This window comes from Ruegeria sp. CE9 (genome assembly GCF_056537425.1).
This window is the reverse complement of record NZ_JBQFRO010000016.1, coordinates 1-14,373: the sequence shown is the minus strand read 5'-3', so window position 1 is coordinate 14,373 and position 14,373 is coordinate 1. Positions and strand designations below refer to the sequence as shown.

16 protein-coding genes are annotated in these 14,373 nt (G+C 53.3%); 5 read left to right on the top strand and 11 right to left on the bottom strand.

Annotated features, from left to right (window positions below; all coding sequences use genetic code 11):
• Positions 1-10 precede the first annotated feature (10 nt).
• Positions 11-1,102 (bottom strand): TRAP transporter substrate-binding protein DctP, encoded by a 1,092-nt coding sequence (dctP, locus tag ACR0B3_RS22050; RefSeq protein ID WP_480810946.1) that lies wholly within the window; start codon positions 1,100-1,102, stop codon positions 11-13.
• Between the two features lie 51 nt (positions 1,103-1,153).
• Positions 1,154-2,656, bottom strand: a complete 1,503-nt coding sequence (locus ACR0B3_RS22045) for an aldehyde dehydrogenase family protein (protein ID WP_480810945.1) — start codon at positions 2,654-2,656, stop codon at positions 1,154-1,156.
• A gap of 94 nt (positions 2,657-2,750) precedes the next feature.
• On the opposite strand from ACR0B3_RS22045, the gene ACR0B3_RS22040 reads away from it, so the two are divergent.
• The 5 genes from ACR0B3_RS22040 (at position 2,751) to ACR0B3_RS22020 (ending at position 7,956) form a co-directional block, all read left to right on the top strand.
• Positions 2,751-4,346 carry a GMC family oxidoreductase gene (locus ACR0B3_RS22040; protein ID WP_480810944.1) on the top strand — a complete coding sequence of 532 codons (1,596 nt, stop codon included), beginning with the start codon at positions 2,751-2,753 and terminating at the stop codon, positions 4,344-4,346.
• Between the two features lie 203 nt (positions 4,347-4,549).
• Positions 4,550-5,575 (top strand): TRAP transporter substrate-binding protein, encoded by a 1,026-nt coding sequence (locus ACR0B3_RS22035; protein ID WP_480810943.1) that lies wholly within the window; start codon positions 4,550-4,552, stop codon positions 5,573-5,575.
• Positions 5,576-5,653: 78 nt separating this feature from the next.
• Complete coding sequence (locus ACR0B3_RS22030; RefSeq protein WP_480810942.1) at positions 5,654-6,136, top strand: TRAP transporter small permease; 483 nt, start codon at positions 5,654-5,656, stop codon at positions 6,134-6,136.
• Positions 6,136-7,440: a TRAP transporter large permease gene (locus ACR0B3_RS22025; protein ID WP_480810941.1), complete on the top strand. Its 1,305-nt coding sequence runs from the start codon at positions 6,136-6,138 to the stop codon at positions 7,438-7,440. The genes ACR0B3_RS22030 and ACR0B3_RS22025 overlap by 1 nt, the downstream gene beginning before the upstream one ends.
• Before the next feature lie 60 nt (positions 7,441-7,500).
• Entirely contained in the window at positions 7,501-7,956 is a 456-nt protein-coding gene (locus ACR0B3_RS22020) for a nuclear transport factor 2 family protein (RefSeq protein ID WP_480810940.1), read from the top strand.
• A gap of 60 nt (positions 7,957-8,016) precedes the next feature.
• Here ACR0B3_RS22020 and ACR0B3_RS22015 read toward each other — a convergent pair whose 3' ends face one another.
• The 9 genes from ACR0B3_RS22015 to ACR0B3_RS21975 all read right to left on the bottom strand — a co-directional run bounded on the left by ACR0B3_RS22015 (position 8,017) and on the right by ACR0B3_RS21975 (position 14,021).
• Positions 8,017-8,391 (bottom strand): hypothetical protein, encoded by a 375-nt coding sequence (locus ACR0B3_RS22015; protein ID WP_480810939.1) that lies wholly within the window; start codon positions 8,389-8,391, stop codon positions 8,017-8,019.
• A 10-nt stretch (positions 8,392-8,401) separates the two neighbouring features.
• The gene (locus ACR0B3_RS22010) at positions 8,402-8,860 is read right to left on the bottom strand and encodes a nuclear transport factor 2 family protein (RefSeq protein WP_480810938.1); all 459 of its coding nucleotides are present in this window, start codon (positions 8,858-8,860) and stop codon (positions 8,402-8,404) included.
• Between the two features lie 30 nt (positions 8,861-8,890).
• On the bottom strand, positions 8,891-9,799 hold the full coding sequence (locus tag ACR0B3_RS22005; protein WP_480810937.1) for an alpha/beta hydrolase: 909 nt from the start codon (positions 9,797-9,799) through the stop codon (positions 8,891-8,893).
• Between the two features lie 21 nt (positions 9,800-9,820).
• Positions 9,821-10,249: a lipocalin-like domain-containing protein gene (locus tag ACR0B3_RS22000; RefSeq protein WP_480810936.1), complete on the bottom strand. Its 429-nt coding sequence runs from the start codon at positions 10,247-10,249 to the stop codon at positions 9,821-9,823.
• Position 10,250: 1 nt separating this feature from the next.
• Positions 10,251-10,553, bottom strand: a complete 303-nt coding sequence (locus ACR0B3_RS21995; RefSeq protein ID WP_480810935.1) for a putative quinol monooxygenase — start codon at positions 10,551-10,553, stop codon at positions 10,251-10,253.
• Between the two features lie 106 nt (positions 10,554-10,659).
• Positions 10,660-11,163, bottom strand: a complete 504-nt coding sequence (locus ACR0B3_RS21990; protein WP_480810934.1) for a nuclear transport factor 2 family protein — start codon at positions 11,161-11,163, stop codon at positions 10,660-10,662.
• 23 nt (positions 11,164-11,186) lie between these two features.
• Positions 11,187-12,071 carry an SDR family NAD(P)-dependent oxidoreductase gene (locus ACR0B3_RS21985; RefSeq protein WP_480810933.1) on the bottom strand — a complete coding sequence of 295 codons (885 nt, stop codon included), beginning with the start codon at positions 12,069-12,071 and terminating at the stop codon, positions 11,187-11,189.
• A gap of 162 nt (positions 12,072-12,233) precedes the next feature.
• Positions 12,234-12,992, bottom strand: a complete 759-nt coding sequence (locus ACR0B3_RS21980) for a helix-turn-helix domain-containing protein (protein WP_480810932.1) — start codon at positions 12,990-12,992, stop codon at positions 12,234-12,236.
• 141 nt (positions 12,993-13,133) lie between these two features.
• Positions 13,134-14,021: an SMP-30/gluconolactonase/LRE family protein gene (locus ACR0B3_RS21975; RefSeq protein WP_480810931.1), complete on the bottom strand. Its 888-nt coding sequence runs from the start codon at positions 14,019-14,021 to the stop codon at positions 13,134-13,136.
• Positions 14,022-14,373: the final 352 nt, after the last annotated feature.

Below are 14,373 nucleotides of genomic sequence, written 5' to 3'. Positions count from 1 at the left end.
CCACAATTCTCTACTGATTTGCATAGATTTCAGTGGCGATAGCTTCGCGGATCTGGGCCTCATCCCCATTGGCTTCTTCAACGATGCCGTTCCATTTTTCCAGCGATGCTTCTATTCCGTCCAGAATTGCGCCTGAAGTCGCGATACCTTTGCTTTCGCCCCAAGCTTGGACCGCTTCCCGCTCAGACGCAAACCAGTCATCCATAAACGCCGACATTTCAGCAGTCGGTTCACCCCAGACGACGCCCTTCTCTTCGGACAGGGCGCGCACCTCATCCGCTTTGCCAACACCATTGGCTGCTGCGCTTGAGATCAGCGTCGGAAGACTGTCAAGAATGGCTTTTTGATCGCTTTCGGACATGTCAGCCCACAGCCCGGAATTCATACCGAACACGAGGCCGTTGTTGTATTGTCCTACTGGCAAATCAAGCACATAGCCTACGGCATCCCAAAGAGAATAGGATTGTAGCCAGAAAACAGAACCGACAACGCACTCCACCTGTCCGCGACTGATTGCGTCCATGACTTCGACGGTAGGAGTGTTAACAGGCGTCGCCCCCATGCGTTCGACCAGACGCAAGTTGGCCGAAGCTGCCCGAACCGATTTGCCCTGAAGCTCATCGAAGCTGCTAATCGGGTTTTTGCACATCAGATAGAAATGTGGTGTACCTGCGTAAGCCAAGGGTTTGACTTCATGCGCTTCCGCTTCAGCGATGCATTCCTCGCAGTTGTTGAGAACCGCATCGGTCACTGCCGCTGAGATCGAGTATGGATTAGCCTTAAGCGTCGAATACTGGGTAATCATCGAGTCAATTGGCAATTCTGCCTGATAGATTGCGCCAGCAATGTACCCGGAATCCACCAATCCGTCGCCAATGCCGCCAAGAACAGTTCGCATTTGAACAACTGCGCTATCGTAATGCGTCTCGAAGGAGATTGATCCTTCGGATCGTTCCTGAACCTCGGCATTGAACTTATCCATTGCCAAAGATGCGGGATCGTTTGCCGGAGCCCAGGAACCGTAAACTAATGTGGTCTCGGCGATCGCAGGTCCCCCCAATGCGATTGCCAGAACTGTTGCGAGAGTCGTCTTTCCGTACATGTCATCCTCCTCGATGGTACGTGAGATCTCTTGTCCTGCGCCTCTCAGGTTTTAACCATCGAGGTTCAGAATAAAGGTCTTGAGTTCGGTAAATGCTTCGATCGTCGCCCGACCGCCTTCTCGACCTATGCCGGAACGTTTGATCCCCCCGGCTGGCGAGTTTGGCATTACAGAGTATCCGTTAATTCCAACCGAACCGGTGCGCATCGCTCTCCCAACGCGGAATGCGCGTGTCAGGTCAGCTGTCCAGATGCCGCCTGACAGCCCATAGTCGCTGTCATTCGCGATCGCGATGGCGTCTTCTTCGGTTTCAAAGGGAATGACCGACAGGACGGGGCCAAAAATCTCTTCTTGCGCAATGGTCGACTTGTTGTCGACGTCGGCAAAGAGTGTCGGATTGATCCAGTTTCCGTCCTTCAAACCCTCATCATCTGGCACACCACCGCCCGCTATGAGCCTAGCACCTTCAGCCCGGCCTTTTTCAATGTATCCCAAAATCTTGGCCTTTTGAGCCTTTGAGATAATTGGGGCCGAAGTTGTGCTCATGTCGAACGGATCGCCGAACTTGACGGTTTCAAGCTGCGCCTGGGCGTGTTCCAGAAACTCGTCATAGATGGAACGATGAACGACTGCGCGAGTTGGCGTAGAACAGACTTGGCCGGACAGGAACGTCGAGCAGAGACCCATCACCGTTTTCGATGCGGTTTCAAGGTTTCTCGCATCCGGAAACACCAGAGATGCGGACTTTCCTCCCAATTCAAGGGTAACGCGCTTCATGTTCTTTCCGGCAACCGCCAGAATCTTTTCCCCGACGACCGGGCTGCCGGTAAATGTGATCTTGTCGATACCAGGATGGTCTGAAATTGCCGCACCGGTTGCTGCGCCACCGGTCACAAAGTTGAAAACACCTTCTGGAAGATCCGACTCGGCCACTATTTTTGCGAGCCGGGCACAAGCGACGTTCGCCAGTTCGGAGGCCTTCAGAATGATCGTGCACCCGGTCGCCAGAGCGGGGGCGACTTTGAGAGCGAACATCATCAAAGGCGCATTCCAGGGAATGATTGCGCCCACAACACCCACCGGTTCGCGGAAGGTTGTCATATGCAGGTTCTGGGCGTCCGTGTATTGCGGGAAAGTTTCACCAGTGATCTTGTCGATCCAACCGCCATAATGGTCAAAAATATCTGCTGCTGTCGTTGCAGAAACACGGGTGTTCAAGCCGAAATTGATCGGAATCCCGTTGTCCAGGGTTTGCAAGTAAGCGAGGTCTTCAGCCTCAGCGCTGATCCGGTCGACAATACTCTGGAGGATTTTCTTGCGTTCACGCGCGCCCATGCGCGGCCAGGGTCCTTCGTCTAAAGCGCGGCGCGCTGCGCGCACGGCGGCATCTACTCCGCCAGCGCCAGCTTCCAGAATGTCGGCAATTTTTTCGTTCGTAGAAGGATGCACCTGCTCGAACGTCGATTCGGCGCTTTCAACCCACTTGTTGTCCACAAAGTTGAGTGGCGTCCCGACTCCGAGGCGGTCTCTTTCTCGAATTACACTGGTTGGCAACCTGATTTTCCTCCCTAATGTTCTAAATAGTGACATTAATCCCAGTTAATGTAATAGTCAACGAAAAGGCCAAACGGGCTTTTGGAGGAATGAAATGGACTATGTCGTGGTTGGCGGCGGATCAGCTGGTGCCACTTTGGCCGGAAGACTGAGTGAAAATCCCAAAAACAAAGTGTGTTTGCTGGAGGCTGGAGGAAGCGATTGGTCGCCAATGATTCGTGTTCCCGCCGCAAGTGGCGACTTGATTCGTCGCGGAGCCTATGGATGGAGCTATCACACAGAGCCAGAAGCTGAGCTAAAGGATCGTACGTTATTCTGGCCGCGCGGCAAAGTTATGGGAGGTTCCTCTTCCATCAATGGACAGGTTTATATCCGCGGACACAGATCGGATTACGATCATTGGGCCCAATTGGGAAACCGCGGTTGGTCTTATGAAGATGTGCTGCCGTTCTTCCTGAAGTCCGAAGATCATTTGACACGGAAATCGCCGCTTCATGGACAAGGGGGTCCGCTCAAAGTGACCGAAGGGTCGATGCAGAATCCTTTGTTCGATGCTTTTCTGTCGGCGGGCGAACAAGCTGGATTTGGGCGGGCAGCCGATCTGAATGCAAGCGAACCGTCAGGACTTGGCCGGTTCGACTTCACAACTGCTGGCGGTCGCCGACAAAGTACGTCGCGCGCGTTTTTGTCCAAGCGCCGTTCGAATTTGAGAATAATAAAACATGCGACAGCGACAGGGTTGGTCATCGAAGATGGCCGCGCTGTGGGCGTCAAGGCGCAAGTTCGCGGGCAGGATCAAGTGTTTCTTGCAGAAAAGGAGGTCATATTGTGTGCCGGAGTGATCGGCTCGCCTCATTTGTTGATGCTTTCTGGGATAGGTCCCTCAGCCGTTTTAACTGAACACGACATTCCAGTTGTCCAGGACCTGACGGGGATCGGTCAAAACTTGCAGGACCATGTTCAAATTGCGCTCATGTACGGCTGCAAAGAACCGATCACGATGTATCAGGCGATCCGCTTCGATCGTGCGGCGATGGCAATGATACAAGCGGTTTTGCTCCGAAGAGGTGTGTTCTCTGAATTTCCGGTGCAATGCGGCGGTTTCACCAGGTCTAGTCCCGACTTGGAAGTGCCAGATACGCAATGGCATTTTGCGACAGCGCTCGGATTGCAGCGCATGCGCTTTCCGTTCGTTGGCGGCGGTGGAAAGTTTGACCGGGACGGATATACAATCGCCCCGTGTTTACTGCGGCCGCGCAGCGTCGGCAGCCTTTCTCTGCGATCGCCAACCCCAGTTCTAGCGCCAAAGATTATGGCAAACTACTTGTCGCATTCAGACGACATGACGTTCTTCAAGCGCGTATTTCATCAGGCACGTTTCCTTGCGCAACAACCCGCATTCACGCCCTACCGGGATGTGGAGCTTGCGCCCGGTTCGGAGGTCAAAACCGATGATGAAGTCGAAGATTATGTGCGCTTAAGCCTGAGCAGCTGCCACCATCAGGTCGGGACGTGCAAGATGGGCCCGGCAAGCGACTCAACAGCGGTGGTGGACGACAGCTTGCGTGTCCACGGCGTCGGAAACCTGCGCGTGGCGGACGCGTCAATCATGCCCACATTAGTTGGCGGCAATACGAATGCAGCAACGATCATGATTGCCGAGAAGCTGGCATCGATGATTGCCTCTTGAGTTTGGCAGCTGAAAATAAACGCTAAACAAACCGGTGCTGCCTGAAATATACTGATTTTTCAAACATATGCACACAAAAGGTGGGGACATGATTCCTCATTCTATGACATGAGAATAGCAAAAATTAGCGCGCTAGATCATTTTTCTTGTTTTCTAATTTTAGATATGTATCCTGTTATATAGAACATTGAGGAGGAAAAACCATGGCACGTTGCCTTTCAACCATTGCTGGGATCGCCGTCGGCGTCTCTGGCCTTCTTGCAACATCATCTACCTTGAGCGCAGAGACCGTTTTGCGCTTTTCGAGCTGGATTCCAGAGACGACCCATCCTTCGCCCGGTTTCCAAGCTTGGGGTGAATCAATTGAAGAAGCATCTGACGGCCGACTGAAAGTAGAGTTCTTCCACTCGGGTCAGCTGGGCAATGCGCGCGACCACTACAACATGGCGCGCGACGGCATTGCTGACTTTACCTGGTCGGTCCCCGCGTTTGAGCCTGATCGCTTCCCGATTTTCGAAGTCACTTCGTTGCCATTCCTGACAAACGACGCCGTCAAGGCCTCGAACGTCGTGCATAGCTGGTACAACAACTATGCACCCGAAGAGATGTCCGAGGTGAAGCTGTGCGCAATTACAATGGCACCGGAAGGTACATTGAACTTCAAAGACAAGGAAATTCGCACACCCGATCAGATGGCGGGATTGAAGATTCGCCCGGTTGGAACTTTCCTGACACAATACGTCAAGGACCTAGGTGCTGTTCCTGTTGCCATTCCGGCTTCTGAGGCACCGCAAGCCTTTGACCGTGGATTGATCGAAGGCATCGCATTCCCGTGGCGCACGTTGTATCCTTGGGGGCTGGACCGCTCGACGACACACCATCAGGATATGATCATCTACGCTGTCGCCGCGACGATCGTGATGAACAAAGATACCTACGCAGGTCTGGCGCCCGAAGATCAGGCTGTGATCGACGAGCATTGCAGCCCGGAGTGGAGCCAGCAGATCAACCAGCTGTGGTATGATTGGGAGAAAGAGGGTCGGGCTCAACTTCTGGCCGACGGCCACGTCATTTACCAACTGACCGATGAAGAGCGTCAGCAATGGTTGGACGCAGCCAAACCCCTACATGACGGCTGGGTTGAACTTGTTCAGGACCGCGTACCCAATGCGGATGAGGCGCTGGACTCTTTGCTTACGTCAATGGACGAAGCAGGCGTTCGCTACTGATATCAATGAACAATGACTTGGCCGGGGTTTGCTGACTCCGGCCAAGAGTTTTCCAAATCTACTACTTGGGAGGTTTCGATGCTGAAAAGGCTTGTTTCGATCTCAGGCTTTATTGGGGCCGCTGCTTTGTTCGGTGTGATGGCATTGGTCTTCGCCGCCGTTATGCTCCGGTACTTTTTCAGTATCATTATTCCCGACGCCTATGATCTTTCACGCATGCTTCTTGGGATATTGATCTTTTGGGGTATCGCACTTGCGGTCGCTGAAAACTCGATGATCAAGGTGGATGCACTGTTCGCCATCGCGGGTCCGACCGGACGCCGCCTCATAAACGCCTTTGCAGCCACAGTGACGGCCGTTGTACTTGGATTTGTTGCTTGGCAGGCAGGTACGGCCGTATTTGACGCATTCGGCAACAAGGTCAGCACAAGCGACCTCAGATTGCGACTATGGCCCTTTTACGGCGTCGCGACGTTGGCTCTGTTCCTGGCGGTCTGTATCGCAATTGGCCAGGCCGTTCTCACCCTAAAAAATGACGCGGATCACGAGGAGACTGAGTGATGTCTGGTGAAATCGCATCTCTCCTAGGCTTTGTTTCCCTGTTCGCGCTCATGCTGATGCGGGTGCCGATTGGTATCTCGATGATCCTCGTCGGCTCAGCCGGTTTTGCAATGATCATTGGCATTAAACCTGCGCTCAGCCAACTTGCCACTGTACCCCTTCGGGTCGCCACCGACGAAGTATTTGGCGTTGTGCCACTGTTCATCCTCATGGGGACGTTCGCGTCGATAACAGGGATGAGCACCGAACTGTACCGCGCTTCTCACGCTTGGGTGGGCCATAAGAAGGGCGGCCTGGCAATGGCAACAATCCTGGCCTGTGGTGGGTTCGCAGCAATTTGCGGGTCTTCGGTCGCGTCTGCCGCCACCTTGGGCAAAGTTGCGCTGCCAGAGATGCAAAAGTTTGGGTACAAAACTTCGTTGGCTACGGGGACAATCGCGGCCGGTGGTACGCTAGGTATCCTGATCCCACCGTCGGTCGTGCTGGCGATCTATGGCATTATCACCGAACAAGACATCGCACTGCTGTTCATGGCGGGTCTGATACCCGGTTTGCTGGCAGTTTTTCTGTATTTGATTATCATTCTGGGCATGGCAAAGCTGGACCCTGATGCAGCGCCCGGCGTCGGTACTTTCAACCTTCGCGAAGCATTTGGCTCTTTGCGCGGCATCTGGGCTGTTACACTCCTCTTTGTCTTCGTAATCGGCGGGATCTACGCTGGTATGTTCACCCCAACTGAAGCTGCAGCAATGGGAGCAGGTGGAACGCTGATCCTGACTATCCTGCGCGGCACGATGACATTTTCGCTGATGAAAGAGGCTTTGATCGAAAGCACCCGGATGACCGGCGCGATCTTTGTGATTGCTATAGGCGCAGTGCTGTTTGGTCGATTTCTGACAGTCACCCGCATGCCGCAGAACCTGGCAAACTATGTCTCGATGCTGGATTGGACACCGCTGGCAATTCTAGGGGTCGTCATTCTGGGATATTTGCTGCTGGGTATGTTCCTCGACAGCCTCGCCATCATCTTGCTCACCGTGCCGATCATGTATCCGGTCATGACAGGGCTGGGATACGATCCGATCTGGTTCGGTATCCTACTGGTCATGGTTATTGAGATCGGCCTGATCACGCCGCCCTACGGGATGAATGTCTTCGTGTTAAAAAGCGTGGCGCCAGATATGTCATTGGGAACAATCTACAAAGGCGTTTGGCCGTTCGTTTTCACCGATTTCATACGCGTCGCCTTGATCGTTGCTTTCCCAGCGCTGGTCCTGTGGCTTCCTTACTCAATGTACGGTTAATCAACCAATACACCCCAAGGATAACCCGGGGTGTATTCCAACAAAATCAGGCATTCGTCCATGACAGAAAAGCTTCAGCTGCTGAGTGATCGGATCGAGATTCACGAACTGGTCGCTCGATACGTTACTTACATCGACACTAAACAATGGCGCGCTTTGCTAGATAAGTGCCTCGCAGAAAGAGTTTTTGCGGACTATTCGGCGCTGAGGCCCGATGCGCCAGGACAAGAGATTACGGCTGAAGAGCTTGTTAATGAGTGGAGCAGTCGAATGTCGGACGTGTCTGCGCTTCATCATCACTTCAGCAATGTTTTTGTCGATTTGGACGGGGATTCTGCCTCAGGAGGGGCTGCCGGGATTTCGACGCATAAAAAAATCGACGACCAAGGCAAAACCTATTTTTGGCAGATAGGGGCCCATTACGATCTGGGGTTTGAGCGAACTGTAGGCGGCTGGCGGATCAGCCGCACAGTGATAAAACCTGCTTACATCCATGAGGTCGCTGAAGCTATTTAGAGCGACAAGTGAAAGAAAACCCGCAGCTGTAACTGCGGGCTTTCTTTCACTTAGGCTGACTTAGTCCGCATATTGCAAGGACATCTTGGTGATCTTCCCTTCTTCGTCCCACCAGTAGTAATAGTGTGCGACCCAAGAAGACCAATTCACCTCTGTCTTTGCGTATCCTGTGTCAGACTCCAAAATCTTGCGATGTTTAAAGCTCTCACCGCCTGGAATGACTTCTCTTTGAGCCCATACACGAATGGCATCTTGGCCCTTAAAAGTGCGTCGGACATCAATCATTTCGGGGTTATCCGAAAAGCATCCCATATAGGCGTCGATATTCTTTGCGTTGGTCGCTGTTTGATAACAGTCGATAGCCGTTGGTATGGCGCCTTCAGCAGCGGCCTGCGTTGCAAGAATTGCAGTCAGAAAACCAAAACTTCTGAGCATCTTTGTTCTCCTATTTACCTTGTGCGACACGTTCCGAAGCCAGCGTAGGCAAATCCGTGTTGCCATTCTGAAACTTGAAGTGAAAGACCGTTCCAGTCAGTGTCCAGACGCCGTTCGTACGTGCAAGGCTGAGTGTGTAGGTACCAATGACGTTCCAAACCGAACCCCCAGGAGCATCGGCAATGAAATGCGACGCAGTTCCGTAGCAGTCCACAACCGCAACATCACCATCTTTCGTAATGTTGAGGTTCGCGATCTGGTGGTGTGTTGCGTCGAACCCCGGCAAGAAATCTCGCCAGGAATTAAGAATGTTCTCTGGCTCAAGGTTTGCTGCAGGACCCGCGCCAAAACTGGAATAATCCAGATGATAAGGGTTGGACATTAAGGACTGCGCCGTCTGCCAGTCCCCTTTGTCGACTGCACCAAAGTATTGAGCCACTGTATTGGCAATCTGAACTGTGTCGCTCATATCATTTAATCCGGCAAGCAATGCCTCAGGTCAGCCTTTGGCGAATTCTGCAACGGCGTCAGACGCAGCTGTCACCGCATCAATCCGATCATAAAAGTCAAACTGCGTGACGTCGTCGCCCAGCCAGAGTTTTTCCAAGGGTGCATGCATGCGTGCTTCGTAAGCCGGAACTCCATCTGGTAGGGCGATCGAAGGTGATCCAACCATCAGCATGGGCTTGTCCAGCCGATCAGCCGAAGCGATGGCATCATAAGTGAGCCAGGGCTTCCAACTGGCCAGGCTGAATTTGTTGTCATAAGCCTCGATCAGGCCGCGATCCTCTTCAGTATAGTAGGGCGCTTGGTACATAAGCGAAGAGTCGTCAGTCGCGCTGGCCGCGACCAGAGTTTTGTCCGCAGCTCCGGCCGCCTCAGAAGACTCAATCAAACTCGCGGCGCTTTCAGCACCACCATAGATACCTTCGGCCAAGGCTGGATCGTGCAGCCAGGGCGCAACCAGAGCGATTTTCTTGACCTTTGGATTGTCGGCACCTGCGGCGGCCATGTAGCCGGACGAAGCGCAGATACCCAGTCCGCTTATCTGCTCGGGATCGACCTCGTCCAACTTCGCCAGAAAATCAATCGCAGCATTGATATCGCGTGTTTTCCTTACCGGATCCTCGACAAAGCGTGGTGTGCCATCGCTTTCGCCCCAACCTGCGAAGTCGAACACCAGCGCTGCCATGCCGCGCGCAGCTAGCTCCCGCGCATAAGTCCCCGGCATTTGCTCTTTTACGGTCGTCCATGCACCCGTAACCACGGCGGCAGGAAGGGCATCGTCGGCATCAACAGGAGTGAACAAGACGCCCTTCAGCATCGCGTCGCCACTTTTGAATGAGACTGCGCGTTCTTTGACGTCCGGATTTGTGGAGTTCTGAAGAGTGATACGTTCAGAGGTCATGAACTTTCCTTCCCTTGTTTTTCAGCTTCGACGGAGAAATTCGACGATGCCTACGTTTTCAGCATTTGCAACGTAGAACGGCGGTGTTTCGAGAGTCAGAATTCCGTCCGCGATTTTGTATTTTCGTTCTTCCGTGTGACCGGCCCAATTCGGAAACAACGAATGTTCGATGATGTGGCGCACGGTGCCGTTTTCGGTTTCGAACCGACCAGCATAGTGGCTGTATGTCTGCATGGCCGCGGCAAGCTCTGCCTCGGTTCCCGACTGAATGTCGTCGGTCGCAAATCTGGCGCGGTCCCGGCTGTGGAGAACGGTGCTCATATACCCGTCAGCGGTATAGGTGATCATCCCATCCGGTTTTTGCCCAAGGGGATGAACGATCTTGCCGTCGGCAGTTGCGATCAGCCTAAAGCCGATCAGCGCCCAGCTTCCAATGATCTGGCTATCCATGTCAGTCCTCGAACAGTTTTGACTGGGTTGCTTCGTAGGTTTTCATTTCAATTTCATCGAACCATGGCCGCGCTTCGGCAAGATGATCCTGCATATGCTGCGAGTTTATGTGCGCGATGATGTCTTCGCGGCTTCGCCATTCTTCGTAGAGAAGCAGCTCAAGTCCGTTTTGAGCAGAGATGTTCTGTTCATAAGCAATGCACCCCTTTTCGGCCCGCACAATCGGAGCCAACTCGGCCATATGCTTAAGAAAGACCTCTTTGAACTCGGGCTTAACCCATCCCTTGACGACATTTATGATCATTTGAAGATGCCTGATTCAGGCGGCCGAGTGGAGTCGGCTGCCGAATTCCAATCTGAAGTTTGAAAAAGCAGAGCGAAAAACGCATGTTTCCGCTCTGCCCATGCGCTTAGTTCTGCGCGGCGCGCTCACCAGCGATGGCGACGAGACCCCGATCTCCGGTTTCCCAAAGTGGCGTCATCGTAAGAGACGTGACCAGCCAGCGGTCTCCATCTTGCACCAGCTCATAGGTGTAGCGGCCTCCAAGGACCCAGAGCCCGTCATCGATGCGGTGGGTCGCCGTAAAGTCGGCTTCTGCAACCGCGGTCGCATCAGATCCGTGAGTGATGGTGTGATTGGTCACCATGTGATGCGTGATGTCGAAGCCTGGCAAGAAGCTGGACCAGATACCGACAAGTTCATCTGCGGGCTGAGTGACGGGATCACCGCCCCAAAGACCGGTATAGTCCGTGGTCACGGTGTCTGCGAAAGCTCCGCGAACACGATCCCAGTCGCCGCGATCTGCGCCTGCAGCGATGTCGGTGATTGACCTGCTGATTTCAGTGGGATCTGCAAAAGCTGATCCACCGGTCAACGCCAAAGCGACAAGTGCGGTTGTAAAATATTGCTTCATTGTCGTTTACTCGCTGGGTTTGCTTAGGCCAACTGGCCTCCGGTGGCATCAAAGTCCATGCCATTGAATGCGGTGGCAGCATCCGATGCCAGGAACATCACGCCTTCTGCGATCTCGTTGGCATCCATGACGCGCGGAGTTACAAAGAACCCGGCCATGCCTTCATAGGTCAGACCCTGGTGATCAAAGCTTTCCTCAAGCATGGGTGTGTCAACGGCCAGCGGCGAGATCGACGTGACACGAATGTTGTCTTTGGCCAGCTGTGCAGCCGCGCGTGTCATGCCCAGCACGGCATGCTTGGACGCGTTGTAATGCGCGGTGTTCTGAAAACCACGATGGGCCGCGACCGAGGCCATGTTCACGATCACACCATTGCCCTGAGCCTTCATGACAGGCACGGCGTATTTCATGCCATAGAAGACACCATAGGTATTGGTCTTCATCATGTCGTCGAAGTTATCGATGTCGATGTCTTCGATCAGGTTAGGCGTCATAAAGATGCCTGCGTTGTTGAACAGAACGTCCAACTTACCATAAGTATCGACAGCGGCTTTAATGAACGCCTCAACCTGCGCCGGATCACGCACGTCAGCCTGCATCCAGGTGACGTCCCCGCCGCGCTCACGGATCTGAGCTTCGACGTCTTTACCCAGCTCGTCACGGCGGGCACAGAAAATTACCTGCGCACCTTCCATGGCAAAGGCGCGCACAGTCGCTGCACCGATACCAGAGTTGCCACCGGTGACGGCCACGACCTTGCCTTTGAAGCGGCCATTGGGGTTCACTTCATCCGCGAATGGTTGCGGGTTCAAGCTGTTCGCGGTTGCGGCGGTCGCGGCAACGGTTGCGGCAACGGCTGCGCCTCCGGTCAGAATGGCACGGCGAGTTGTCTTTGCGTCATCAGTCATTTTGATGTCCTCCTGAATGGGCTATCAAGTTACGCCCTTAGAATAAGCGCGGCGGATCATCTGTTGATCTGCGATTCCTACCAACTGCTATGCGAATCTTTTCAAAATAGGAGAAAGCCCAAGCACCACGTTCGCCAACATTTCTATCGCTAGGGCAGTTGTTTACTGCTTGCGATAGTCCGTTGGTGCCATTTTGAACCGGCGCTTGAAGTGTTGGCCGAAGCGGCCCAGATCATTGTAGCCAACTTGCGCGGCTATCTCAGCCACACTTTTCTGTGTTGAACGCAAAAGAAACGCAGCTTTTTCCTGACGTTGCGCGATTACAAACTGCAAAGGCGAAACCCCAAGTTCCTTCTTGAATGACCGGGACAGGCTTGTCGGGCTCATTGCTGCGATACTCGCCATTTTTGTCAGGCTCAAATCAGTATGAAGTTCATCCTTCACGTAGCTCAAAACGCGACGCAACCGATTGTCGCAATCGGGTAGGTCATTGAGCTCTTCAGGCAGAATCGAAGCCTTCAGTTGCGCAGCAAGGGCCCGTTGCATTGTTTCGCGGTACAGCATTGGGCCGGATAGAAACCTCTCAGCCCCAAGGCAAAGCTCTAGAAGAAGCGGATTAAATGCCCCGATGACCGGTTCAAATTCGCTTCTTGGGTCAAACCCGACTTCCGAAAGAATCTCGTTGTCGAGGGATACGGACAGAAATTCCAAGTCCTCTTGGTAATTGCATATTCCCTGACTACCCGCCGGTAAAATCCAGCCTTGATGCTTTTTCAAAGGGGAAAGAACGGTTCTATCTGAACCCACGGAAAACCGGTGTTGCGGTTGATCGTTAAGGAATACACCCAGCGTCAACTCTGAAAGCGCGTAAGAACCACCACCCGCTGGAAGTCTTGCCGATTTTGCGACCAGATTTGCCATGTTTTACAGGTAAGTTCCCTGCTCACCAGTTCAAGTAAACAAGGAGTTTTAACCCGTAAATCTGGTTCTTTTCAAGAGGCGTGACACCCAAGCCCTTTGACCCTGACAACCTGCTGACGTGTTGCCAGGGTTGCTTCAAGCTTAGTTGAGGCTCATTTCCAATATCCGGCCCTCGAACGGAGGCCCAGAAATATCATCGACACCGGTCACAAGCAGAGTGTTGTCGTCGATGAAGGTAAGGTTGGTAGTGCCCAGTAGAGGCGTTTCCATTTCCGAGGCAACGCTGCCGTCCGGATTGAAAACGACTATCTTCTGGCCTCCCCAAACAGCCACATAAAGTTTGCCATCTGCGCCAAACTCCATTCCATCAGGGAATGGCGGCAATCCCCCTTCAGGGTTCGGCGCAACTTCGGCCATGTTGGCCCAAACAGAAGATTCACCCAGTTGGTCACCATCCACCGGGTAAGCCAGGATACGACTGTTGAACATGTCGGCGACCAGCAGAGTTTCACCATCCGGTGCCAGCGCCAAGCCGTTGGCGTAGGACAGCCCATCAGCCACCAGGCTTACGTCACCATTTGCAGCCATGTAAAACACCTGACCGCCTGGTTGTTGTGCGGGATCCGGGGCACCACTCGCGGTGATCCACAGGGTTCCCTCTTGGCCATGGGCCAGATCGTTGGGTTGGTTCAAAGCGACGCCGTTTTGATCTTCGCCTTTCTCCCAGAGCTGGTTGCCGTCTGCATCCAGCTGAACAATCTTGCTCCCACCGTTGCAAGCGACAAGAAACCCCTCGGCACGGTCAATCACTGACGCCGGAGCACACCCGTCACCGTTCCAAAGAGCGAAGACTTCACCATTCTCAATTTTCATCACCTTGTCAGCGACAAGTTCAACAAAAAAATGGGTTCCGTCCTTATGCAAAGCACCCTCGGGAAAGAGGGCTCCTTCGTGAATGACCGTGGTTTCAGCCAGTGTCGATGATGCGGCGAACAGCGCCAACGCGCTGACGGCTTTGGTAATTTTCATTGATTCCTCCCGTCGGGTTTCGATTTACTTCGCGCTCCTCTCGCGATTTGAATAAGATTTATTCTTTCTAAAATTAAAAATCAATGCTAAATAACAGAACAACCGTGTTGGTGACAGCCTTGCAAAGGGGTGACTGAAGTCGAGCCATGAAAGGTGTCTTGTCCAACAAAGAGAGACCGCACTAATCTGAGGTTCGACCAGACATGGCCAGCGCTGCGTCACGCTGAAACCAGAGAGCTGCGAAAATAGGGAAGTGATATTGTGAAAATAGGAACGCCGAAGGAAACGTTTAAGGGCGAGAACCGGGTTGCGATGACGCCGGACTCGGCTTTGCAGCTGCAAAAACTGGGCT